Below are 23,011 nucleotides of genomic sequence, written 5' to 3'. Positions count from 1 at the left end.
GTCAGGTCCTTTGCTGAGGGGAGTAGTCGGTGCGACGTCCGGTGTCCGGGCGCGCATTGGCTCGGGAGGCGTCGGTGCGGCTGCCGGTCAGGACGGCGGTGAAACCCGGTGCGAGGCGCTTGGCGTAAGCATGCGCGGCAACGAGAAGGGCAATCGTGATGAAGGGGATCACGAAGTAGAACAGACGGTAGTCGGTGAACCCGGTGCGGTTCCACACCATCCAGAAAAGGATGAGCAGGGGGTAGTGGGCGCAGAAGATCCAGAAGCTGAGGCCGCCGGAGCGCGCCAGCCGTTCGCCGAGCCTGGTGCGCATGAGAAGCGCGGATACGGCCCAGGAACCGACGATGCCGGAAAGGGCCGTCAGGCTGCGCAGCATATCGACCCAGGCGGGGAACTCGGGGCCTGTCTGGTAGAGAACGATCGACAGCGCGACGGCAGCGGCGAGGAAGAGGGCGGTGATCGATCGCGCATAGGGATCGAGCCGCTTAACGTCGATGCGGTGCAGGCTCAGATAGATACCGGTTGAGAAGCCGAACAGGATCGATTTCTTCAGGAAGATACCGTTCGGCAGCGGAAGCACCGCGTAGGCAAGTAGCAGGCCAAGCGCCTGCAGCGGATAGCGCTTGATCAGCCAGGCGAGCACTGGCGAGAGCAGGATGCAAAGCAGTAGATCGCGCAGGAAGTAGAGCGGCACGTTGATCGGCAGGCCCTCGAGCGCAAACGCCAGGCTCAGCCACTCGCGCGGGCCGGCATTCACCACATCCGGAAGGTAGCCGAAACCGATGTTCGTGAGCTGCGCGGTATAGACCAGTGCCAGAAAGGCAAGGTTCCACAGAAGGAAGGGAAGCAATACCGTGCGCGATTTGGTCCGAAGCGTCTTGCCGTAGTCGAACGTCTCCAGGCCGCGGCGGAACAGGAGATAGCCGGAGATCGCGCTGAGGCAGGGAACGCCGACACGAAAGAGGCTATCGCCCAGAAACACGCGCAGCCAGTCCCAGAACCCATAGGTACCGAGGAAGGGGCTCGTCTGCGGATCATGCGGCACATGTACGAAGACGATGCCGGAAATCAGCACGATGCGCATCAGATTGATCCGCGAGGAAATGTTCGCGTCCATAGCCACGATATCCGTCACTCCTATCTGCCAGCGCCATTTTCGGCGCCGTTTCAACAGAGCAGACTAGAGCCCGCATCACTTAAGCTAGGGCAGGGGCGCGGCTGAAAATATGGCGCTGCAGCAAAAGAATCGGTCATGATTTGTTGCGGTGCAGCATTCGCCACATTTCGAATTCACCGCAAATTGAAGGCGAATTGACCGCTGCAATCGTCAAAAGCGCACCGCTTGTCGCATGTTGCACAACATGCTCATATTCTAATGAAGCGTATCCTTGGGTTGAATTTACGTCGGATAATTGCCAGCAAAAATGGCAGACTTTTTTTCGTTGATCATTGTCAATTCAAGGTTTTTTGCCCCCCGCGGTGAGAATTGCGGCGAGTGTGAGGCACATCGCAGTTCGCCAACCCATATCATTCCGCAGGTTCTGGAGCCGGTGCCGCTGCGCCGCGCTGACGGATCATTTGCTGAAGCTTCACCAGCAGTTTGCGCTCCATCAGAACCATCAGAATGACGTAGATGCCACCGCCGATGGCGGCGCCGACGAGCACCTGCATGATGGCATTGGGAACGTGCGAACCGAAGCGCTCAAGGAGGAGGCGCACCGTAAGCGCCATGGCAAAGGCTGCAAACATTGGTCTGGTCGAGACGAAGAAACCTCTGAAGAACGGCATGCCGTCAGCCCGGAAGACCACCCAGGAATATCCGACGAGCGTCAGGACGTTGACGATGCAAAGGGCGATCATCGCCTCGATCAGCGAGCCGTTTATGGCGCCATAGGCGACTGCGCCGGTGGTGACGACCGCCCGGATCACGGCCCACCAGAACAGAACCGCCCCCTGGCCGATGCCCTTGAGGTATGGCACGTAGGTGCTGCACGGCGTGAGGACGCCCTTGGACAGGGCCAGAAGGCCGAGAACCGGCCAGGCGGCCGCCCATTGGCTGCCGAAGAGCACGAGCATCGCCGGCTCGGCGAGCGCCCACAGCCCGAACATCATCGGTGCAAGCAGCACCGTGGTCACCTGCGTGCTCAGCATGAGCGCCTGGGAGCGGCGCTGGCGATCCTCGCCCATGTGGCTGAAGGCGGGGAAAAGCACGCCCATGACGGCCGAAAGCACGATCTGGTTGGGAATGCTGGAAAAGCGGTTGGCGGCGGAATAGGCGCCCGCATCGGAAAGACCGAGATAGCGGGAAATCACTACCATCGGCGACTGGAAGGTAATGAAGTTGGCGATTTCCGAGCCCATCATGCCGAGGCTGAATCGGCTTAGCGTCCATACGCGCCGGAACGAAAAGACCAGCTTCGGAATGTAGCCGGAAACGGCATAGAGCCCCGCAAGACGGATCAATGCCGATACGAAGAGCTGTCCCAAGAGCGACCAGATACCGAAGCCCGCAAGCGCCATGATAACGGCGACGAGTGCGCCAACCGTTTCCGAAATCATGCTCCAGGCCGCATCCTTGCTGAAATTCATGCGCCGGGCGAGAAGCGCATAGGCGACATCGCCGCCAAGCTGAAGTGGGATAAGCAGGCTCATGATCTGCAGAAGATAGGTGGCGTCAGGCGCGCCGAGCAGCGTTGCGAGTGGGGCGGCAAAGACGAAAAGGCCAAGCGCCATGGCCACGGAAATCGCCAGATTCGCCCAGAAGGCCGAGTGGACAAGCTCCATTTCCTCCTCGCGCTGAATGATCAGCGCGGAGGCGAGACCTGCACCGCCGATCATCGCCAGAAACTGCACGACAGTGAGCGCGACCGCGACCGTTCCGAACTCTTCAGGCGTCAGGATGCGCGCCAGAATAGGCACGGTGACAAATTTCAGCCCGAATGTGCCTGTCTTTGAGAGCACGCTCCAGCCGACGTTACGGGTGACGGATTTGGCATTGACGGTGGAGGGCATGGCGAACATCCCGTGAGTCCTTTGAAAGAATAAGAGGCAAAGGACAGGCGATAGACATACGGCCGCGACCCGGTGGGAGGTGACCACGCAAGACTCTTTGTAGAGAAACCGCAGGGGCGAAAAGATGGCAAAGCTTACGATTATTATCCCTTACTACCAGAAGGAGCCGGGCATTCTTCGGCGGGCGCTCAAGTCCGTGTTCGCCCAGACATTCCAGGACTTTCACGTCTTGGTTGTCGACGATCAGTCGCCCTATTCGGTCGATGAGGAACTGGCTCCGCTTGGTGAAGACCTGCGCGCACGCATCACCATTATACGCCAGGCCAACCAGGGGCCGGGCGGTGCACGCAACACCGGGCTCGACCATGTTCCTCATGATGCGGAATACGTGGCGTTCCTCGATTCCGACGACATCTGGACGCCGGATCACCTGAAGAATGCCTATCAAAGCCTGACGCGCTACGATGCCGATTGCTACTGGGCATCGATCTCGGGCGGCGATGCATTCTACTACCATTTCGGCGTTGCCGATCTCCTGAAGAGCGACACCTGCATTCGCCTGCAGCAGAGCCCGCTGGTGGTGGAAATTCCCGATCTTTCACAGGTGATGTTGAGAAACTGGAGCTTCCTGCATCTGTCCTGCATGGTGATCGGGCGCGCGCTGTTCGAAAATATCCGCTTCGATGCAGCCTTGCGGCTGGCCGCCGAAGATGTGCTGTTCTTCTGCGACTGCGTGCTTGCGGCCAGGCGCGTTGTGCTTTGCGATGCGGCCGGTGCCGAGCGCGGCGAAGGCATCAACATCTTCCATTCGATCGACAACGATTCGCCGGAATTCTTGCAGCAGCAGTTCAACACCTTCGTGGCGCTTGAAACGCTCGAGGGCCGGTTTTCGCGCCGCCCACAGGAAATCGCTTCGATCCGCTCCTACCAGCACACGGCCCGCCGACAGGCGCTGTGGAGCCAGGCGCGGCGGCTGCGCCGCAAGCAATCGCCGCAGTTCAGGCTCCTGGCGCGCTGGGTGTGGCGCGATCCGAAATTGCTGCAAAGCGCCCTCCAATTGGCCGTCGGCAAACTATCACCGCAACGCTGATCACGAAGACAGCATCCCTCAGGAGGGAACAGAGACGCCGCTTGCGGCGCCGGACACATTTTCATTTGAGAGAAGGACCGCTCATGAAGCCCTATTACTGGGAATCACATCACGGCAATTTCGGAGACGACCTCAATCTTTGGCTCTGGGATTTCCTCTTGCCTGGTTTCCGCGACAGCCATGACGACATCCTGCTCGTCGGCGTCGGTACGGTGCTCAACCGAGCGTTACTGCCCGACGGTATGCGAAAACTCGTGCTCGGCAGTGGCTTCGGCTATGGCACGCTTCCGGATATGCGCGACAAGGCGGAGTGGGACGTCCGCTGTGTACGCGGGCCGCTAACCGCCGAGAAGGTCGGAGTTTCGCCCGAACTTGGCATCATCGATCCGGCCGTGATGGTTGCCGAGATGCCGGAATTCCGGAACCTGCCGAAGATCCACAAGCGCAGTTTCGTTCCCCATTGGGAAAGCGCGATCGCCGGCATGTGGCCGACGACCTGCGGTACGGTTGGCCTGCACTATATCGACCCGCGCGGCGAGGCAGGAGCCGTCATCCGGGAGATCGCCCAATCCGAGCTGATCGTGGCGGAATCGATGCACGGTGCAATCCTTGCGGATGCCTTTCGGGTTCCGTGGGTGGCGGTTTCGACATCCGACAGCATCAACAGCTTCAAGTGGAACGACTGGGCGCAGACGGTCGGCGTCACCTATCGCCCGCGCCATGTCCCGGTTTCAAGCCGCGCTGAAGCGATGATCAAGGGCACGAGGTTTTGGGGCATGGGATTCGATATCGCTGAAACCGACGGTGAAGACCCGAACCGGCGCCAGATCGACGGCGACCTCGTCGTCGGCACGACGCCGCCGAGGCAGACCTTCCTGCGTGGAGCCGCCAAGCAGTTTCTGGCTGCTCCCTCGACGTTGGCCCTGTGGCAGGCGAGCAGGGCCGAGCCGCAACTGAGCGAAGACCGCGTCCTTGCCGAGCGCAAGGCGCGCTTCCGCGACGTTCTCGAAACCGTTCGTCGCGATTATCTCTAGAAGGAGAAATTCAACGGCGCCCGCGACGGGCGCCGTTGAAGGCGATCAACTCAATTCGGCCGAGGCCGGCAACAGATAGCGCAACCGGTTCGAGTTGCCGCGTTCGGCAAGCGCCTCGGTCGGTCGTATGCGTTCGGCCTTGTCGGCAAAGATGCCACCGGCAACCGCAGGAATTGCCCCCGGCTTGCCGAGCAGATAGGTGATGGCGGCGATCGGGCCGCCTTCGCGTTTCAGATCGAGGAAACGCCGGTGCTCGTAGCGCCCGCGAATATGGCGTTCGTGCCGGCGAATGACGGCGGCCGCCTCGGCGCTCAATCGGTTGTCGGCGAGAATGCCCCGGTCGGCCTCGTAAAGCCTCTTCAGATCCTCGGTGCGATGGCTGCCGCTGAGCGAATTGCCACGCACGATCGCCGCGTAGCCACAGCTGTGGATGATCTTGTAACGCGCGCCTTTGGCAAGCGCTCGCAGGTAGAGGTCGTAGTCTTCGCCGAGACGAAGAGCCTCGTTGTAGGCGAGCTGATGCGTCGATAGAAAATCACGCCGCATCAGCGGTTTCAGAAAGCCGATCTCGCCACGCCTCACGCCGCGGTGCGAGATGTTGCCCTCGACGAAGCCGTTGAGGTCGAGAAGGCGTGGTTCCGGCTGGAACCGGCCGACGTCGGCCGCGGCGCTGGCGGCGGCCGTCTCGTCCATGAAGGCGATGTTGTCGGCAACGAAATCCCAATCAGACACAGCGAGAAGTCGGGTGAGCCTGCCGGGCAGAAAGAAATCGTCGGCATCGAGGATGGCAAGGATCGGCGAGCGGCTGATTGCGACCGCGTGGTTTCGTGCAGCAGCCGGGCCGCGATTGTTCTCGAAGCGAACGACGTTCAGACGTCCTGTGTCATCGGCAGCCGACAAGGCAGACGATGCGGTCGTGTCCGTCGAACCATCGTCGATCACGATTACCTCGGCGGTTTCGGGCTCGGCAAGCGCCGAAGCGACGGCCCTTGCAATCGTTTCGGCGGCGTTTTTTGCGGCGATGATGACACAGACGTCCATCGTTGCAGCTGCGGTCATTCTGGCCTCCAGCGTTACGTCGGGCATGGCCGGCATCGGTGTTGCTTTGCCGGCGCGCCGCAAGATGCAACGCGATCATGTCGTAACCGCGTCAAAACGTTGACTTTTTTGTCGATGGCATCATTGGCGGCAAAGGAAGGCCGCCTTTTGCGCGTCAGGGATTGAAGTGGCCGGGCCTGTTCAACCGCCCAGTCGAAACCTTGCCGGTCTGTTTTTCTTCCGTCGCTGTGCGTGCGTTCTCGGCTGCCTGCCGGTCGCGTTCGCGCGCCTTCTTCCAAACGAGGAAGACGACAGCCAGGAAATAGCCGACCTGCATCAGCACGGCGCAGATCAGGGTCTGGATCAGGGTCGAGGTCAGTGAGCCGTTCAGCAGGTAGGTGACGATGGCAAAGACCGTCAAGGCGCCAATCATGCTGGCAAAGACGCGGGGTGCGAACATCGCGCTACCTAGCTTTCGGATCTGTTGTTGGTGTCTCCATCGGAGCCAAAGCCCTTCCCACCACAGAGTTTCAATATATTGGCGGTTACGCCCCGGTTCAACCGACAATAGCCGCAGATGCAATATAAGCCGCTATAGCCCCGAAAATGTTTATGTCGCCTTTAGAACAGGCCGGTGCCAATCAAATTCCGTTGATTTGGCTTTTGATATGGCTTTCGGGAGAGGCAGAGGGAATCGATTTTCACCGGCCGAATTGAGGTTGGCAACGACCGGGCCGAACCTCCCGTTTCCACCCACTGTGGGTTTCGCCTTGTTTCGTTCGTCTCGAGGTTGGCCTTCGATCCGCTTTCACTATCAACTTTTGTTACAAGCTTCGCGTTGGTGACGGCTATGTGCGTGCAGTGCAAAATATTGCTGCATCGCAAGATGCGTCGCCCAAATTGACGGATTTCAATTTACCGAGAGGGCAAAATTTCCGATACAAGATGAAAGCAAACATCCTGATACCAAGGTACGGTCGATTATTTCATGAGTAATGTCGATACATCCGGAAATTACATCGGCATCTTCAGGAATACACTTGCTCATCCATGAATAGATGATCTTCGTTCACGAGGAAATATTACATATTCGCGATTGATGATATACGTCTGCGGGAGGTGCGCACGCCGCCGGTCATCTTTTCGCCTTTAAAAAGCAAATCCTAACCATACACTCATTCTTGGATACGAGTGCGCCCCAAGGGGACCGACCAATCGCCAACGTAAATGGAGTCTTCTCTATGAAGTCTGCGACTCGATCGGCCAATTCGCCGTTTTTCAGTACCGCAGAGTCAGGAGCATATCGTCCGGTGGGAGGAATTTCGAAGCGCGGCTTCGACGTCTTCACCGCTTCACTCGCTCTTGTCTTTCTCAGTCCGCTCTTCCTGCTCTTGATGACGCTCGTCAAGTTTTCGGATGGCGGATCCGTTTTCTACGGCCACCGCCGTATCGGCCACAACGGCCGCTCATTCCGCTGCCTGAAGTTCCGCACGATGCGGGCAGACGGCGATCGGCTTTTGCAGGATCATCTTCGCAACAATCCGGCAGCCTACGAGGAATGGCGAGCGACACGCAAACTACAGGACGATCCACGGGTGACCGTCGTCGGCAGCGTGCTGCGCAAGCTCAGCCTCGATGAACTGCCGCAGTTGATCAACATCATCCGCGGTGAAATGAGCATCGTCGGCCCGCGACCTGTCGTGGAAGACGAACTCGAACTCTACGACGCCGCAGCCGTCTTCTATCTTCAGTCTCGGCCGGGCCTGACCGGCCTCTGGCAGATCAGCGGCAGGAATGACGTTTCCTATGCAACACGCGTCGCCTTCGACACGCACTATGTGCAGAACTGGTCGCTGATCCGCGACGTCTCCATCGTCTTCAAGACGATCCCCGCAGTCTGCTTTTCTCGCGGCAGCTACTGACCAACGCTGCGCCACGGAGCCTGACGACCTCGGTCGTTGGACGCCGGAGCGCGCGACCAGCAACCGGGAAACCGCAATGACACATCAAATTGCCAACGGGAGATCCCTGATCTCCCTGCGAAAGCCATATTCTCTCAAGGCCGCCATGCTTGCGGCCATAACCGTGTTCGGCACGCTGCCGGCACATGCCGACGAATACCATCTCGGCGTCATGGACAAGCTGAAGATCCGCGTTGCCGAATGGCAGACAGCCGAAGGCGCGGTGCGCGACTGGTCCGTGGTCAGCGGTGACTATACCGTCGGTGCATCCGGCATGGTCTCCATCCCCTTCATTGGCGACTTGCCGGCAGCAGGCAAGACGACTGCCGAGATGAGCGAGGCGATCGGCGTCAAGATGCAGACGCTGTTCGGTCTGCGCGACCGGCCATCGGCCTCGGTCGAACTCGCCCAGTATCGCCCGGTCTATCTCTCAGGCGAGGTTCAGAAGCCCGGTGAGTACCCCTACGCGCCGAGCCTGACGGTGTTGAAGGCCGTCAGTCTCGGTGGCGGCTTGAGACGTTCGGAAAGCGGCCAGCGTTTCGCCCGCGACTACATCAATGCCCGCGGAGATTCGAGCGTGCAGGTCTCCGAGCGCAACCGGCTCCTGATCCGGCGCGCGCGCCTGCAGGCGGAGATCGCCGGCAAGGACAAGATCGAACTGCCGAAGGAATTAAGGGACGCCGCCGACGTCGCCGGCCTGCTCGAAAGCGAGACGGCACTGATGGTATCGCGCGACAAGAGGCAGAAGCGTCAGCTGGCATCGCTGGCCGATCTCAAATCCCTGCTCGAAAACGAGATCGAGGCGCTGGCGAAAAAGTCCGAGACCCAGAACCGCCAATTGGACCTGGTGATCGAGGACAGGGACAAGATCGAAGGCCTTGCCGAAAAGGGACTGGCGCTGGCTGCGCGCAAGCTCGCGCTAGAACAGCGCGTGGCCGAGTTGCAGGGGGCCGTCCTCGATATCGATACCGCATCCTTGAAGGCAAAGCAGGATGTCAGCAAGGCGACCCAGGACGACACAAACCTGCGCAACGATTGGGATGCCCAGCTTGCCCAGGACCTGCAGAACACCGAGGCCGAACTCGACACCTTGGCGATCAAGCTTGGCACCAGTCGCGACCTCATGACCGAGGCGCTGCTGCAATCGGCCGAGGCGGCGCAGACCAAGGACAACGGGTCGGAGGCTGTGATCAGCTATTCGATCGTCCGCGAGAAGGAAGGCAAGGCTGTCGAGATTGCGGCCGATGAGAACACGCCGGTTCAGCCGGGCGACGTGATCAAGATCGAAGCCAACGTTGCGATGCGTTAGCGCGTTTCGGGGAGAAGTGCGAAGCGCGGGACCATCAGGAAGCGCTTGAGAACAAAATAGAGCGTTTCTCGGATGCCCGTTAATCGAGAAACGCTTTGAAGGATCACGATGAAAATTTCCAAGGCAAGCCTCGTTTCTCCCGGTGAAAACCAGGCCTACGGTACGTTTGCGCTGGCAATATCGTTCTTCGTCTTCGCCTATTCCTCGCGGTTCGGGCAGGCGTCGATCCTGGTCTATTACGCGCTGTGGCTGCCACTGGTCCTCGTCGATTATCGAAGGGTGCTCGGCAATTACGGCAGATATATCTGGATCCTTGCCTTTGCGGTCTTTGCCTGCCTGTCGGTGTTCTGGTCGGCAGCGCCGGGGATGACGGCAAGGACGGGGGTGCAGTACCTCTCCCATGTCGTCTGCGCCCTGATCGTCATGCGCACGATCGACATCCGCACGCTCGTGCGCGGCGCGCTGGCGGGGGTCGGTATCGTGCTCGTCTATTCGTTGCTGTTTGGCGTCTACCACTTGGATCCGCTTGACGGCACCTATAGTTTCGTCGGTGCCTTTGCTTCGAAGAACCAGCTCGGGTTCTATGCGTCTCTTGGGATCTACTTTGCCTTCATCGCGCCTGTTGCGCTTGGGGAGCGCAGGTTTTGGCTCGGAGCCGCAGGAGCCGTCGGACTGATATCGGCCTATTCGCTGTTTGCCTCGCAATCGGCGACATCGGTTCTGACGGCCGTCGCTATCGTCTGTTGCTGGCTCGGCATGCGCGCCGTGGGCATGTTGTCGCCCAGCCATCGCAAGGGGTTGTTTCTCGCCGCCATCGTCGTGGGCGGGGTCACTGCCATTGCCGCGGTCTACGGTGGCGGCGTCGACCTCATTCTCGGGCTCTTCGGCAAGGATTCCACGCTGACCGGGCGAACCTATCTCTGGCGGCAGGGCATTGAGGCTGCACTCTCTTCACCTGTCGTCGGTGTGGGTTACCAGGCCTATTGGGTCCAGGGTTTTTCCGAACCGGAGCGGTTGTGGGAAGAATTCTTCATCGCGACCCGCTCGGGCTTCCATTTCCACAACACCTTCATCGAGGCGATGGTGGAGACCGGCGCGATCGGGCTCGTGCTGCTTTGCACCGTGCTCCTGGTGACCGTCTTCGGCCATATCAAGCGGCTGCTCACCTATGACCATCACGTGGAATCTTCCGTTCTGTTCGGCGTGGTGCTGCTGCTGCTCGTGCGGGCCTTCGTCGAAATCGACATCATGAATCCCTACCACGTCGGCTCTTTCCTGCTCTACTTTGCAGCCGGAAAGCTGACGATCAGGCAGGGCCGGCAGGTCGTCAGCGAGCGTCGGCTTGCTGAGGGCAGGGTGCTGGCAAGCCACCACCCGCAGCTGAGGTTCTGATGACCGCCACGCCGATGAAAACAATCCACGGCATACAATATCTGCGCGCGCTTGCCGCGCTCGGTGTCGTGCTCTTTCACGCGGCCGAGCGGACGGGCCACCACTTCGCGATCGGGGCTGCCGGCGTCGATGTCTTCTTCGTCATCAGTGGCTTCATCATGTGGGTGATCAGCGATCGTCGTCCGACAAGACCACTTGCTTTCCTTAAGGAGCGGCTGCGCCGGATTGCGCCGGTCTATTGGCTCGCGACGATGGTGATGATCGGGGGAGGTATTGCCGGCCTTTTCCCGAATCTCGTCCTGTCGCTCGAACACATCGTCGCTTCACTGCTGTTCATCCCGGCGCGCTCGCCGAGCAGCGGCGAAATCTGGCCGGTGCTCGTGCAGGGCTGGACGCTGAATTTCGAGATGTTCTTCTATGTCGTCTTCGCCGCATCGTTGATGCTGCCCCGGCATCGTCGACTGCCGGCGATGGCGGCGGTGTTCGTTTCGCTAGTGCTGCTCGGGCTTGCCATCGATACGGAGAACGCGCTGTTTTTGACCTATACGCGCGCCGTCATCCTCGAGTTCGTGGCCGGCATGATTGTTGCCGAGTTCTGGCTGCGGGGCCGGATTGCCGGACCAGGTGTCGGCATCGTGCTTGTCGCCGGTTCATTCCTGGGGCTCGCGGGCCTTGCCGTCCTGCGCCTGCCGTTCGACGAAAGGATATTGGGCCCGCTGGCCGTCATGCTGGTCACCGGCACCCTTGCGCTTGAATCCGACGGTTGGTTCCGAAAATGGACATTGCCGACCTTGCTCGGCGATGCCTCCTATTCGATCTACCTGTGGCACACCTTCGCGATATCGGTCGTCGTCAAGGTCGCGGCGGTGGTCGGCTTGAATTCAGCGCCGACACTGCTTGTCGCGCTCGTGGCCGGCACGCTGGCCGGCATTGCCGCGTATTTCATCATCGAGCGCCCGATTACGCGACGTACCCGCTCCAGATTGCCCCTGAACCGGGTACGTCCGGCATCCTAGCCGTCTAAGCCAGGATGCGGTTCGTCGAGGTTCCTGATCTCAGGCACCCTGGTTGCGGCGGGAATGCCAGTTCCAGGCCGTGCGCGTGATCGCCGCGAGGTCATACTGCGGCTCCCAGCCGAGCACTGCGCGGGCCTTGTCGTTGTTGGCGACGAGCGTGGTCGAATCGCCTTCCCGACGATCGACATAGTCGATGCCGAAGGTGCGGCCGGAGACCTCTGTAATCGCGTTCAGCAGTTCCTTGACCGTCGTGCCGGTGCCCGTGCCAAGATTGAGCTCGACGCTGTCGCCGCCCTCAAGCAAGTATTCGACGGCGCGCACATGCGCGTCGGCAAGGTCGAGCACGTGGATGTAGTCGCGCACGCAGGTGCCGTCGCGGGTGTCGTAGTCGGTGCCGAAGACCTTGAAGCCATCGCGGCGACCGAGGGCGGCATCGATCGCGAGCGGGATCGCGTGGGTCTCAGGCTCGTGCCACTCGCCGATCCGCCCCTCGGGGTCGGCACCCGCGGCATTGAAGTAACGCAGGATGACCGAGCGCAGTCCCTTGTACTGCCCGTAGTCCTTCAATGCCTGCTCGCAGACCCACTTCGTGCGGCCATAGGGGTTGATCGGGGCCTGGCGGTGCTGCTCGTCGATCGGCACGCTTTCCGGCAATCCATAGGTGGCGCAGGTGGACGAAAACACGAAAGCCTCGATGCCGGCCGAAAGTGCTGCCGACAGCAGGGTCAAGGTTCCGATGACGTTGTTGTCGTAGAAGGAGACCGGATCCTTGACGGATTCGCCGACTTCGATCATCGCGGCGAAGTGAAGGATCGCCCGCGGCTTGTGTCGTGCCAGCACGTCGTCGAGCCGCTGCCGGTCGCGGATGTCGCCCTTTTCCAGAACGCCCCATTTGACGAACTCCTCATGGCCGTTCGACAGGTTGTCGTAGACCACGGGTTCAAAACCCTTGGAGGCCAGCTGAAGGCAGGTGTGCGAGCCGATATAGCCGGCGCCGCCGACGACAAGAACCTTGTTATTTGTCATGAATATCTCAATCTCGGGCTTGGAAGGAATTGGCAAAGTTTTCAATGAATAGGGGCCGAATTGTCAATGGCACGTGAAGCGTTTCGCCCACGATAACAGACGGTCTTTCAACGCCCTGATCCGCATGTCGCTTGAGACCAGCAAAAGAAGGCAGTGAGACGGCCTCGGGAGAAATATCTCCATCGGCTCGGAGACGGAGATGCTTCTTTCCATTCGCTCGGAACATATAGCATATTAATTTACTAGATTTAGTTGATGATCCGACACTTCCTCGTACGATAGCCTTCAGACATTTGAAGGAAGGCTCCCATGACGACGAAACTGAAACGGCTTGCGCTGACGCTGGCGACAATCTCCGCCTCCGGCCTTTTCCTGCCTGGCGCTTTTGCTAGCGAGCCGGTCAAGGGCGGAACGCTGATCTATCTCGAGCAGCAGGCCCATACCAATCTCTATCCGCCGGCCGGCGGCTTCTATCCGAACGGTGGCATCCTCAATCAGATCACCGACAAGCTGACCTATCAGAATCCGAAGACGCTCGAAATCGAGCCCTGGATCGCCGAATCCTGGACGGTCAACGCTGACGCGACCGAGTACACGTTCAAGATCCGCCCGGGCGTCACCTTCTCCGACGGCACGCCACTCGATGCGGCAGCCGTCGCCAAGAATTACGACGTCTTCGGGCTCGGCAACAAGGCGCTGAAACAGCCGGTGTCGGAGGTGATCAACAATTACGAGCGCAGCGAGGTCGTCGATCCCCAGACGGTCAAATTCTTCTTCAAGAAGCCGTCACCCGGCTTCCTGCAGGGCACCTCGGTCATCGGTTCCGGCCTTGTCGCGGCAAGCACGCTGGCGCTTCCTTTCGAACAGCTGGGCGACGCCACCAAGATCATCGGTTCCGGTCCGTTTGTCGTCGATAGCGAAACGATCGGCAAGGAGCTGAACCTGAAGGCGCGTGAAGAATACGCCTGGGGTCCGGCAAAGCTGGAGCATCAGGGCAGGGCCTATCTCGATGGTATCAAGTACATCATCACCGGCGAAGACAGCGTGCGCATCGGCGCGCTGCTTGCCGGTCAGGCCGATTTCATCCGCCAGGTACAGGCCTATGACGAAAAGCAGGTCGAGGCCCAGGATTACCAGATCTACGCGCCCTCGACGCGCGGCGTGAACAACAGCGTGGTCTTCCGTCCCGACAATCCACTAGTCGCAGACGTCAGGGTCCGCAAGGCGCTGTTGCACGCGACCGACGCCAAGGAAATCGTCACGACGCTGTTTTCCGCCAATTACCCGCAGGCGACATCGATCATCGCCTCGACGGCGCTCGGTTACCGCGACATTTCTGCCAAACTCGCCTTCGATCCGGAAAAGGCAAAGGCACTTCTCGAAGAGGCCGGCTGGACGGTCGGCGCCAATGGCCTGCGGCAGAAAGACGGCAAGGAATTGGTGCTGACGGCGTACGAATCTCTGCCACAGCCGCAGAACAAGGAAACCTTGCAGCTCGTTGCCCAGCAATGGGGCAAGCTCGGCGTCAAGCTGACAGTACTTGCGGGCGACAGCGGCAGCCGGGTCGTCGACGATCTCGATCCGCTCAAGACACCGGTTTCTCCGGCGATGGTCGGTCGCGCCGATCCTGACGTGATCAAGAGCCAGTACTACCCGAAGAACCGAGACGTGCTGCGCCAGAAGGGCGGGCAGAGCGATAAGGCCCAGAGTTTTGCCGACGACAAGCTGAACGGCCTGCTTGAGGCGCTCACCGCAGAGCCCGATCGTGAGAAGCGGTTTGCAATCGCCGGCGAGGTCCAGGACTACGTCATTGACCAGGCCTATGCGATCCCGATCTTCGAGGAGCCGCAGGCCTTCGCCGGCGCGCCTTACGTCCAGGGCATCGCTTTCGAGTCGGTCGGCCGCCCGAGCTTCTACAGCACCTGGCTCGCCGAACATTGATGCTGTTCAACCGGCCACGCGCATTGCCGTGGCCGGTCTTCGCAATGACACAAAGCAGAGGAACGGCAAATGTCCGGATATTTGCTCAATCGCCTGGGACAGGCGTTGTTCGTCCTATGGGCGGCCTTCACCATTTCCTTCGTGCTGCTGCAGGCGATGCCGGGGGATGCCATCCTCATCAAGTTCCAAAACCCGGAACTTGGGCTAAACCCGCAGCAGATCGCCGACATCCGTGCGTCCTATGCAGCCGATAGCGCCATCTGGGTGCAGTATATCCAGACGATCGGGCGGTTTCTGACCGGCAATTTCGGCTATTCCGTTCAGGTGGGCGTGCCCGTCAGCACGATGCTTGCCGCTCATCTGCAGGCGACACTCAAACTTGCATCGCTCGGCTTCCTGCTGGCCGCGGTCTTTGCCGTCGTCATCGCCTTCGTGTCGAGCCTCACGCCTTTCGCCTGGCTGCGCGGCGCGATCCAGTCCGTGCCGTCGCTCTTCATCTCGATCCCGACCTTCTGGTTAGGCATCATGCTGATCCAGATCTTCTCGTTCCGGCTGAAGCTCGTGCCGGTCATCAATCCTGGTCCGTGGCAGGAACTGATCCTGCCGGTCTTCACGCTTGCCGTGCCGATCTCCGCCCCGCTTGCCCAGGTCCTGGTGCGCAACATCGATGACGTGCTGACACGGCCCTTCGTCGCTGTTGCCCGCGCCAAGGGGGCGACCCGCCAGTGGGTGCTGTGGCGGCACGTGGCGAAGAACGCGCTGCTGCCGACGCTGACGATCGCCGGCGTGCTCTTTGGCGAACTCATCGCCGGTGCGGTCGTTACCGAAACGGTCTTCGGCCTCAATGGCATCGGCGGCCTCACGGGAAGGGCCGTTGGCAGTCAGGATGCCGCCGTGCTTCAGGCGATTGTTGTGTTCTCAGCACTCGCCTTCGTCACCATCAATCTCATCGTGGATCTGCTCTTTCCTGTGCTCGATCCCCGCCTTCGTACAAAAGCAGGAGCCACGGCATGACCACGTTCGATACGATCCAGGACGACGCCATCGCGTCTAGGCATGGACAGCGGGCGGGCAGGCGCTTCTCGCTCCCCCATTTCGTCCGACGGTTGCCAGTGGGCCTCGCATTGTCCTGGCTGGTTCTTGCCATCGCCTTCCTTTGGGCCGTCGCTCCGTGGCTTTTCACCAGCTACAATCCGCTCGAAGGGGTCGGTGGCGAACAGTTGCGCCGGCCCGATGCCAGCCATCTGCTTGGTACCGATGCGCTCGGGCGCGATCTTTACGCCCGCATCGTCTATGGCGCGGTGCATTCGCTGACCGGTGCTTTTGTCGCTGTGGCGCTCGGTCTTATCGTCGGCACCAGCATTGGGGTCATAGCAGGATCGGTCCGGCGCCGGGTTGACGATGCGATCATGCGTCTCGTCGATGTCTTGCTGTCGATACCGCCGCTCATGCTTTCGCTCAGCATCATCATCCTGCTCGGCTTCGGTACGGTCAATGCGGCCGTTGCCGTTGGCGTGACCTCGGTTGCGCGCTTTGCCCGTCTGTCGCGTTCGGAGGTCGTTCGCGTCCGGCGCAGCGACTATGTCGAGGCAGCTTTTGGTAGCGGCGGCACATTCGCTGCGGTCCTCTGGCGGCACGTGCTGCCGAACTCCCTGACCTCGGTTCTGGCTATTGCGGCATTGCAGTTCGGGTCGGCCGTCCTGCAGATCTCGACGCTCGGGTTCCTGGGCTATGGCGCTCCGCCACCGACGCCGGAGTGGGGCTTGCTGATTGCCGAAGGCCGCAACTACATCTCGACGGCCTGGTGGCTGACCACGGCACCCGGGGTCATCGTCGTTCTGGTGGTTCTGGCTGCAAACCGCGTCAGCCAATCCTTCGGCAAGGTGGCAGCATGAGCGGCTCCAACGTTCCCCACCCGCCGGTGCTCGAGGTCGAGAACCTGTCGATCGGCTATCATGACGGCGTTGCGCATCGCCGCGTCGTGCACGACGTCTCGTTCCGGATCGATCCCGGTGAGGTCGTAGCGCTGGTCGGCGAGTCCGGCTCCGGCAAGACAACGACGGCGCAGTCGATCATCGGCCTGCTGCATGCCAATGGCCGCATCGATGGCGGCAGCATCAGGCTCAACGGCACGGACATCGCGCGCTGGTCGGATCGCCAACTCGATGCGGTGCGTGGGGCAAAGATCAGTCTGGTGCCGCAGGATCCGGCAAGCTCGCTCAATCCCGTCAAGACGATCGGCGCGCAGGTCGGTGAAATCCTCCGAATCCATGGTGTCGCAAGCGGTCGGGACCTGGAGGCTCAGGTGATTTCGCTTCTGGGGCGCGTCGGGTTGAGCGAGCCCGCACTCCGGGCGCGACAATATCCGCACGAGCTTTCGGGTGGTATGCGCCAGCGCGTGCTGATTGCGATCGCCGTTGCGTTGAAGCCGCAGCTCATCATCGCCGATGAACCGACAAGCGCGCTCGACGTCACGGTTCAGAAGCGCATCCTCGACCTGATCGACGAATTGCGTACCGAATTCGGCACGTCGGTCCTGCTCGTAACCCATGATCTCGGCGTGGCCGCTGATCGCGCCGACCGGCTCGTCGTCCTGCAAGACGGGCGTGTTCAGGAAGCGGGGGCGACCAAGGTGGTGCTTGCCGCACCGCGGTCTGCCTACACCCGACAGCTGTTGGCCGATGCGCCGTCGTTCTCGGCCGTTGCGCGCAAAGCGCCGGCGACCGCGCGCGAAAAGCCTCAGGCATCCGGCGATGACGTCATCATTGTCGATGGCCTTGTGCAGGACTTCGTGCGGACGGATGGTAACGGCAAATCGTTTCGTGCCGTCGATGACTTAAGCTTCCGGGTCCGTCGAGGCACAACCCATGCCATCGTCGGCGAATCCGGCTCCGGCAAGACCACCACCATCCGGGCGATTGTCGGGTTTCAGAAGCCGACCGCGGGTCGCATCGAGATCGATGGCACCGATCTCTCGACGCTTCGCGGGGAGACGCTGCGCCAGTTCCGACGCAAGATCCAGCTGGTCTATCAAAATCCGTATGGCTCGCTCGATCCGCGTCAGACGGTGTTCGACATCGTTGCCGAACCGCTCCTGAATTTTGCCAAGCTGGCCCGGCCAGCGCGCGAGGAAAAGGTAAGGGCGATCCTCAGACGCGTCGGTCTGCCTGAAACCGCGCTTGACCGGCGCCCGCATGCGCTTTCGGGCGGCCAGCGACAACGCGTGGCGATCGCCCGCGCGCTGGTGCTCGATCCTGACGTCGTGGTTCTCGACGAAGCGGTCTCCGCCCTCGATGTGACGGTGCAGGCCCGCATCCTCGATCTTCTCGATGAACTCCAGCGCGATCTCGGGCTGACCTACCTGTTCGTGTCCCACGACCTCGCAGTCGTGCGGCAGATCTCGGACACGGTGTCCGTGCTGAAGGACGGCCGGCTGGTCGATGGCGGAACGGTCGAGGACGTCTTCGAGCGCCCGGGCAGCGACTACACCCGCGAACTCATCAACGCTATCCCCGGACAAAAAAGAGCAGCCCTCGTCTGACGACGCGGGAATGAATGACAGGACAAAAAATGACAAAGACGACGCCACGCAAGCGCCTCGGGTTCTTTACACGTCTCCTCGACGACGTCCCCGCCGGCGCGCGCTATCACTATGCGGCAGAGCAGATCGCCACCGCCGAGCGTTTCGGCTTCGATACCGCCTGGGTGGCCCAGCATCACTTCCATGCCGACGAGGGTGGCCTGCCGGCGCCGCTTGTCTTCCTGGCGCATGTCGCCGCGCAGACCTCGCGGATCCGGCTCGGCACCGGCGTCATCACCCTGCCGCTCGAAAACCCGATCCGGGTTGCCGAGGACGCGGCGGTCCTCGACCTTCTCTCCTGCGGGCGTGTCGAGATCGGCTTCGGCACCGGCGGCACACCGTCGTCCTTCACGGCGTTCGGCCTTGAGAGTGCAGAGCGCGGCGATATTTTCAGCCGGCACCTGCGCGTCGTTCTCGACGCGTGGGCCGGGCGCAGCCTTGCGGGCGGCGACCAGCTTTATCCGACTGCACCGCAACTGCTCGACCGGATCTGGCAGGCGACGTTCTCTGTCGCGGGCGGCGAGCGGGCAGGGCGCGCCGGCGACGGCTTGATGCTGTCGCGCACCCAGCCTCGGTCCGCCGACCGCCCGACTGCCTCGCTCGGCGAACTGCAGAACCCGATCATAGATGCCTATCTCGCGGCGTTGCCGGCAGGTCGCGCCCCAAAAATTCTGGGATCCCGCAGCCTCTTCGTGGCTGACAGCCGCGACGAGGCGTTGCGCTTGGCCGAGATCGGTTTGCGCCGTGGCGCGGAGCGCTTGATTGCATCAGGTCACAAGCCGACGGGCAGCTCGCTCGCCGATCTGATCGCGGCCTTCGACGTCCATGTGGGCACACCCGATGACGTGATCGAAAGCCTGCGTGCGGATACGACACTCGATCGGGTCACAGACCTCGTCTTCCAGGTTCACTCCATCGATCCGCCACACCCGCTGATCCTGCGCTCCATAGAGCTGATCGCGAGCAAGGTCGCGCCGGCGCTCGGGTGGGCACAGGAAGAGAAATTTGCCCCCCGACGGCTCGGAGCCGTCGGCTGACAGTTTGGACGCCAGCGGCGTCGCTCAATTCAAGGAAGGAGACTTCACGTGACCACATCGACACCCGATATCATTGACCTGCTCGCCGGCATCAAGCCGGGCTCATCGCTCGATCGTATTCGCACCCAGCGGCCGGAGACGCGCGAGCAGGCGCAGAAGAGCTACCTCGCTCTTTTCGAGCCCGCCACTCTAAGCGATGTTTCGCTGGTCGAGCGCCAGGCCATCGCCAGCTTCGTTGCTGGACTACACCGGCAACCGGACATCTTCGAATTTTATGTCAGTCCGTTGGAGGAGAGCGAAAAGAACCGCTGGTTGGTAGAGGTGTTGAAGGCCGAGATCGGCGCAGCCCAGGCCGTCGGGCCATACGGGCGATACCCGGCCGGTCCGTTGAGCATTGAGGACGCATCCGGTCCCATCTACCGCGTCTCAGACGCCGGCCGAGACGCGCTTGGCGAAAAGCTCGCCGCAGCGCTCGAACATACCCATCTGCTCGTCTTCCACCTGCGCGACGCAAGCCCCAAGGCTCTGCAGGCGCTCCTCGATGCGGGCTGGACGACTGACGGCATCGTGACGCTGTCGCAGCTCGTTTCATTCGTCGCGTTCCAGATCCGCGTGATCGCCGGCCTCGGTCTGCTTGCCGCATCTGCCCGGCGCGCAGCCGCCTGAGCCTCATAAGGAGTTTGTCATGACCGACCACATCATCACGCCCGCGATCGAAAGTCGCCCAGTGGCATTCACACAGGCCGAGATCGGCTGGACACCTTGGCTTGAACCGCTTGCGGAAGACGATCTGACGGAGGCGCATCTTGCCGGCCTCGTGGAGGCGTCGCGCGCCAAGTCACCCTATTTCCGCCTGCTCGTTCGGGATCCTGCGGTTCTCGAAGCCCGCACGAAGACGGACAAGGATATCTTTTACAACACCCGCACTGGCCTGCCACGCGCCGAGCGCGAACTTGCGGCAACGGCCGCATCACGGTCGAATGGCTGCATCTTCTGTGCGTCCGTGCACTCTCGCTTCGCTTCGCATCATTCCAAGCGGGGTGACGACGTGCAGAAATTGCTGGACGAAGGTGTCGAAACCGATCTCGGCGAACGTTGGAACGCGATCGTTGCTGCCTCGGTGGCGCTGACGGCGACGCCACCCACCTTTGGCGACGATCATATCGAGCGCCTATCTGCCGCCGGCCTTGACGAACTTGAGATCGCCGACGTCATCCACGGCGCCGCATTCTTCAACTGGGCGAACCGCCTGATGCTTTCGCTCGGCGAACCGACACCGGCTGTGCAGTGATTTGCGATTGAGGGGCGGGGCGGAAGGGTGCGCGGCACCTTCGGATGCCGCCAAAGCCGTTTCGTGGTGAAGAGCCAGTGCCGCGAAATCGGGTCATAGCCTGAAAGGGCCAAGCGGCATTGCACAGCCTGATTGGGGGCAAGTGAAACATGGCGTGAGCATTGCCCGCGCCATGTCGGTATTCAGCCCGGCCAGGAGGCTGACGAATTGGAACCGAATGCCCGGCAGTACGCCTACTGCGTTGGCGCCAGCGGCGGCTCGACCTGTCTGCGCACGAGCTTTCCTTCCTCCGCCTTGTAGAAGAACTGGCTTGAGACCAGCCAGCCTTTCAAGGGTCGAAGCGGCGGAATGCAGGTCAGCAACATGAACGGTCCGGTCACCAGCAGGTGCATCCAGAGAGGTGCGCTGTATTGCACCTCCAGCCAGACGCCGAGCAGCACGCTCGGCACGCAACCGAAGCAGATGACGAAGAAGGCGGGGCCGTCGGCAGGGTCCGCGAAGCTGTAATCGAGATCGCAGACCTCGCACTTCTTGCGCATCTTCAGGAAGCCTTCGAACAGATGTCCCTGGCCGCAACGCGGACAACGGCCACGCAAGCCTGTCTGCATGGGAGGAATGGGAGGCCAGTCGTGATCCGAAGACATGTGCGTTCCTTTCAGGCGTCCGCGGCGCAGCGCTTTGCCGGTGCGCCGGCCGATTTGCCCGGGTGCGGCTGCCAAATGGTCCGTGCCGCCTCAGGCCTGCGTGCATTAAGGCGCCTGAAACCCGCATTTGTCAATTTATTGTATGCATACATTGCTGCGACAATTTCGCCGATTGCTTGCGATTCCTTCAAACGACGAGGCTTGATGCGGCCGGTGATTGCTGCAGCAGATCGGCGATCGCCAGCAGACTGCGGTGCAGCTCCTCGTGCGTTCGTGCCGCGCCGAGGCCGAGGCGCACAGCCTCCGGCGCCAAGCCGATTGCAAACGCATCGCTGGTAACGACGCTGATGCCCGATGCCCTGAGGCGGTTGGCAAAGTCGCCGCGTGTCCAAGGAGGCGGCAGGTGCAGCCACAAATGGAAGCCCTCGGGGTCCGTCTGCACGATATCCCGCGGCAGCAGGCGCGACACCATCTCCTGCCGGATCGTCACCTCGCGGCGAATGGCGGCAAGGACCTCGGCGGCCGTGCCATCCTCGATCCAGCGCGTCGCAACGGCGCCATTGAAGGGCGGCGCCATGCCGCTCGTTGCGCGGATCGCACCTTCGAGGCGGATGCCGCTCTGGCGATCCGGCACGACGAGATAGGCAATCCTGAGCGCGGGCGACAGGCACTTGGCAAGGCCCGCGATGTGATAGACGATATCAGGCGCAAGCGATGCCAATGGTGGTGGACCGGCGATCGGTATAGCTCCATAGGCGTCATCCTCGATGATCGCGACGCCATGGTTGCGTGCAATGGCGACGATAGCCTTGCGCTGCGCCGCCGGCAATGTTGCCGTGGTCGGATTATGGAGAGTTGGATTGCAGTAGAGCGCTGTTAATTTACTGGATTCGCAGATTGTCTCAAGCTCTTCCGGTATCATGCCATTTTCGTCGATTGGGATACCGACGACTTTGATCCCAAGGTGAGCGGCGAGCGCCCGTAGACCGGGATAGGCGATGGCCTCGGCCGCGATCGTGTCGCCGGGCTTGGCAAGGCTGCTGATGGTGGCAACCAGAGCGCTCTGCGCGCCCGCGCAGATCAGCACTCGCTCGGCCGGGATGTTTCCAAGGCGCGGCCGCAGCCAGGTGGCGCCTACGGCCCGGTTGTGCAGCGCGCCCCCTGCCGCCTGATAGCGCATCAAGAGATCGAGCCCGTGTTCGCCTTGCAGGCTGGCGATGTCGCTCCACAGTCGCATCGTCAGTGCGGCATCGTCGAACAACGGCGGCAGGTTCATGCTCATGTCGACCAGGCCGTCGGCTGCCGGCTGCAAGCCCTTCATCCGTCGCGCTTTGACATACGTGCCTTGGCCGACGCGGCCCTCGACCAATCCACGGTGGCGCGCCTCGTTGTAGGCGCGGCTAACCGTGGTGAAGTCGATGCCAAGTGCGCCGGCGAGTGCGCGCTGGGGCGGCAATCGTGTACCCTCCGGCAGGCGCCCCTCGGCAATGTCGGCGGCGATCGCGTCGGCGATGGCGATATAGAGCGGTCCGTTGGCTTTCCGGATCGCCGGCAGCCATGTCGTCTCCGTTGCACCCTCAGTCATGGCATCACCTCAAAGCAGATTGTATGGATATTGAATGCATATCAACGGTAAGGCA

At 61.4% G+C, this 23,011-nt stretch carries 20 protein-coding genes; 13 read left to right on the top strand and 7 right to left on the bottom strand.

The genetic code is table 11. From position 1 onward, the window contains the following. Position 1: 1 nt before the first annotated feature. Both AC07UR_RS25015 and AC07UR_RS25010 read right to left on the bottom strand, forming a co-directional pair. Complete coding sequence (locus tag AC07UR_RS25015; protein WP_209792460.1) at positions 2–1,117, bottom strand: acyltransferase family protein; 1,116 nt, start codon at positions 1,115–1,117, stop codon at positions 2–4. A 410-nt stretch (positions 1,118–1,527) separates the two neighbouring features. After that, positions 1,528–3,012, bottom strand: a complete 1,485-nt coding sequence (locus AC07UR_RS25010; RefSeq protein WP_209792462.1) for a lipopolysaccharide biosynthesis protein — start codon at positions 3,010–3,012, stop codon at positions 1,528–1,530. 124 nt (positions 3,013–3,136) lie between these two features. Between AC07UR_RS25010 and AC07UR_RS25005 the strand changes: the two genes are divergently transcribed. Together AC07UR_RS25005 and AC07UR_RS25000 are read left to right on the top strand one after the other, a co-directional pair. Continuing rightward, complete coding sequence (locus AC07UR_RS25005; protein WP_209792464.1) at positions 3,137–4,102, top strand: glycosyltransferase family 2 protein; 966 nt, start codon at positions 3,137–3,139, stop codon at positions 4,100–4,102. A gap of 83 nt (positions 4,103–4,185) precedes the next feature. After that, the gene (locus AC07UR_RS25000) at positions 4,186–5,136 is read left to right on the top strand and encodes a polysaccharide pyruvyl transferase family protein (protein ID WP_209792465.1); all 951 of its coding nucleotides are present in this window, start codon (positions 4,186–4,188) and stop codon (positions 5,134–5,136) included. A gap of 45 nt (positions 5,137–5,181) precedes the next feature. Here AC07UR_RS25000 and AC07UR_RS24995 read toward each other — a convergent pair whose 3' ends face one another. Both AC07UR_RS24995 and AC07UR_RS24990 read right to left on the bottom strand, forming a co-directional pair. After that, positions 5,182–6,195 carry a glycosyltransferase family 2 protein gene (locus AC07UR_RS24995; RefSeq protein WP_173422171.1) on the bottom strand — a complete coding sequence of 338 codons (1,014 nt, stop codon included), beginning with the start codon at positions 6,193–6,195 and terminating at the stop codon, positions 5,182–5,184. Positions 6,196–6,349: 154 nt separating this feature from the next. Beyond that, positions 6,350–6,634 carry an exopolysaccharide production repressor protein gene (locus AC07UR_RS24990; RefSeq protein WP_173422170.1) on the bottom strand — a complete coding sequence of 95 codons (285 nt, stop codon included), beginning with the start codon at positions 6,632–6,634 and terminating at the stop codon, positions 6,350–6,352. Positions 6,635–7,415: 781 nt separating this feature from the next. Between AC07UR_RS24990 and AC07UR_RS24985 the strand changes: the two genes are divergently transcribed. From AC07UR_RS24985 to AC07UR_RS24970, 4 genes are all read left to right on the top strand, one after another. Continuing rightward, positions 7,416–8,096, top strand: a complete 681-nt coding sequence (locus AC07UR_RS24985; protein WP_173422169.1) for a sugar transferase — start codon at positions 7,416–7,418, stop codon at positions 8,094–8,096. Between the two features lie 145 nt (positions 8,097–8,241). Continuing rightward, positions 8,242–9,444: a polysaccharide biosynthesis/export family protein gene (locus tag AC07UR_RS24980; RefSeq protein ID WP_282438150.1), complete on the top strand. Its 1,203-nt coding sequence runs from the start codon at positions 8,242–8,244 to the stop codon at positions 9,442–9,444. 108 nt (positions 9,445–9,552) lie between these two features. Next, the gene (locus AC07UR_RS24975) at positions 9,553–10,836 is read left to right on the top strand and encodes an O-antigen ligase family protein (RefSeq protein WP_173422167.1); all 1,284 of its coding nucleotides are present in this window, start codon (positions 9,553–9,555) and stop codon (positions 10,834–10,836) included. A 14-nt stretch (positions 10,837–10,850) separates the two neighbouring features. Then, positions 10,851–11,852: an acyltransferase family protein gene (locus AC07UR_RS24970; protein ID WP_173422298.1), complete on the top strand. Its 1,002-nt coding sequence runs from the start codon at positions 10,851–10,853 to the stop codon at positions 11,850–11,852. Between the two features lie 39 nt (positions 11,853–11,891). Here the strand turns inward: AC07UR_RS24970 and galE are convergent, their stop codons facing one another. Then, positions 11,892–12,878 carry a UDP-glucose 4-epimerase GalE gene (gene galE / locus AC07UR_RS24965; protein WP_209792467.1) on the bottom strand — a complete coding sequence of 329 codons (987 nt, stop codon included), beginning with the start codon at positions 12,876–12,878 and terminating at the stop codon, positions 11,892–11,894. 309 nt (positions 12,879–13,187) lie between these two features. Here galE and AC07UR_RS24960 point away from each other — a divergent pair, with 309 nt between their 5' ends. The 7 genes from AC07UR_RS24960 (at position 13,188) to AC07UR_RS24930 (ending at position 20,727) form a co-directional block, all read left to right on the top strand. Next, positions 13,188–14,819: a TIGR04028 family ABC transporter substrate-binding protein gene (locus tag AC07UR_RS24960; protein ID WP_209792469.1), complete on the top strand. Its 1,632-nt coding sequence runs from the start codon at positions 13,188–13,190 to the stop codon at positions 14,817–14,819. Positions 14,820–14,888: 69 nt separating this feature from the next. Continuing rightward, positions 14,889–15,833: an ABC transporter permease gene (locus AC07UR_RS24955; RefSeq protein WP_209792470.1), complete on the top strand. Its 945-nt coding sequence runs from the start codon at positions 14,889–14,891 to the stop codon at positions 15,831–15,833. Then, positions 15,830–16,714 (top strand): ABC transporter permease, encoded by an 885-nt coding sequence (locus tag AC07UR_RS24950; RefSeq protein WP_209792472.1) that lies wholly within the window; start codon positions 15,830–15,832, stop codon positions 16,712–16,714. The genes AC07UR_RS24955 and AC07UR_RS24950 overlap by 4 nt, the downstream gene beginning before the upstream one ends. Further along, positions 16,711–18,360: a dipeptide ABC transporter ATP-binding protein gene (locus tag AC07UR_RS24945; RefSeq protein WP_173422162.1), complete on the top strand. Its 1,650-nt coding sequence runs from the start codon at positions 16,711–16,713 to the stop codon at positions 18,358–18,360. The genes AC07UR_RS24950 and AC07UR_RS24945 overlap by 4 nt, the downstream gene beginning before the upstream one ends. Positions 18,361–18,389: 29 nt before the next feature. Continuing rightward, the gene (locus AC07UR_RS24940) at positions 18,390–19,436 is read left to right on the top strand and encodes a putative FMN-dependent luciferase-like monooxygenase (protein ID WP_173422161.1); all 1,047 of its coding nucleotides are present in this window, start codon (positions 18,390–18,392) and stop codon (positions 19,434–19,436) included. A 48-nt stretch (positions 19,437–19,484) separates the two neighbouring features. Beyond that, positions 19,485–20,102 (top strand): CMD domain protein, encoded by a 618-nt coding sequence (locus tag AC07UR_RS24935; RefSeq protein ID WP_173422160.1) that lies wholly within the window; start codon positions 19,485–19,487, stop codon positions 20,100–20,102. 19 nt (positions 20,103–20,121) lie between these two features. Next, entirely contained in the window at positions 20,122–20,727 is a 606-nt protein-coding gene (locus tag AC07UR_RS24930) for an alkylhydroperoxidase domain protein (protein ID WP_209792474.1), read from the top strand. Between the two features lie 233 nt (positions 20,728–20,960). On the opposite strand, the gene AC07UR_RS24925 is transcribed toward AC07UR_RS24930, so the two are convergent. Then, the gene (locus AC07UR_RS24925; protein WP_053252046.1) at positions 20,961–21,371 is read right to left on the bottom strand and encodes a DUF983 domain-containing protein; all 411 of its coding nucleotides are present in this window, start codon (positions 21,369–21,371) and stop codon (positions 20,961–20,963) included. A gap of 187 nt (positions 21,372–21,558) precedes the next feature. Further along, positions 21,559–22,956 carry an aminotransferase-like domain-containing protein gene (locus tag AC07UR_RS24920; protein WP_209792476.1) on the bottom strand — a complete coding sequence of 466 codons (1,398 nt, stop codon included), beginning with the start codon at positions 22,954–22,956 and terminating at the stop codon, positions 21,559–21,561. Positions 22,957–23,011 lie beyond the last annotated feature (55 nt).

This window comes from Ensifer sp. GW821-FHT05G01, from assembly GCF_059419585.1.
The sequence above is the reverse complement of the archived record's forward strand: the minus strand, read 5'-3'. Positions and strand labels throughout refer to the sequence as shown.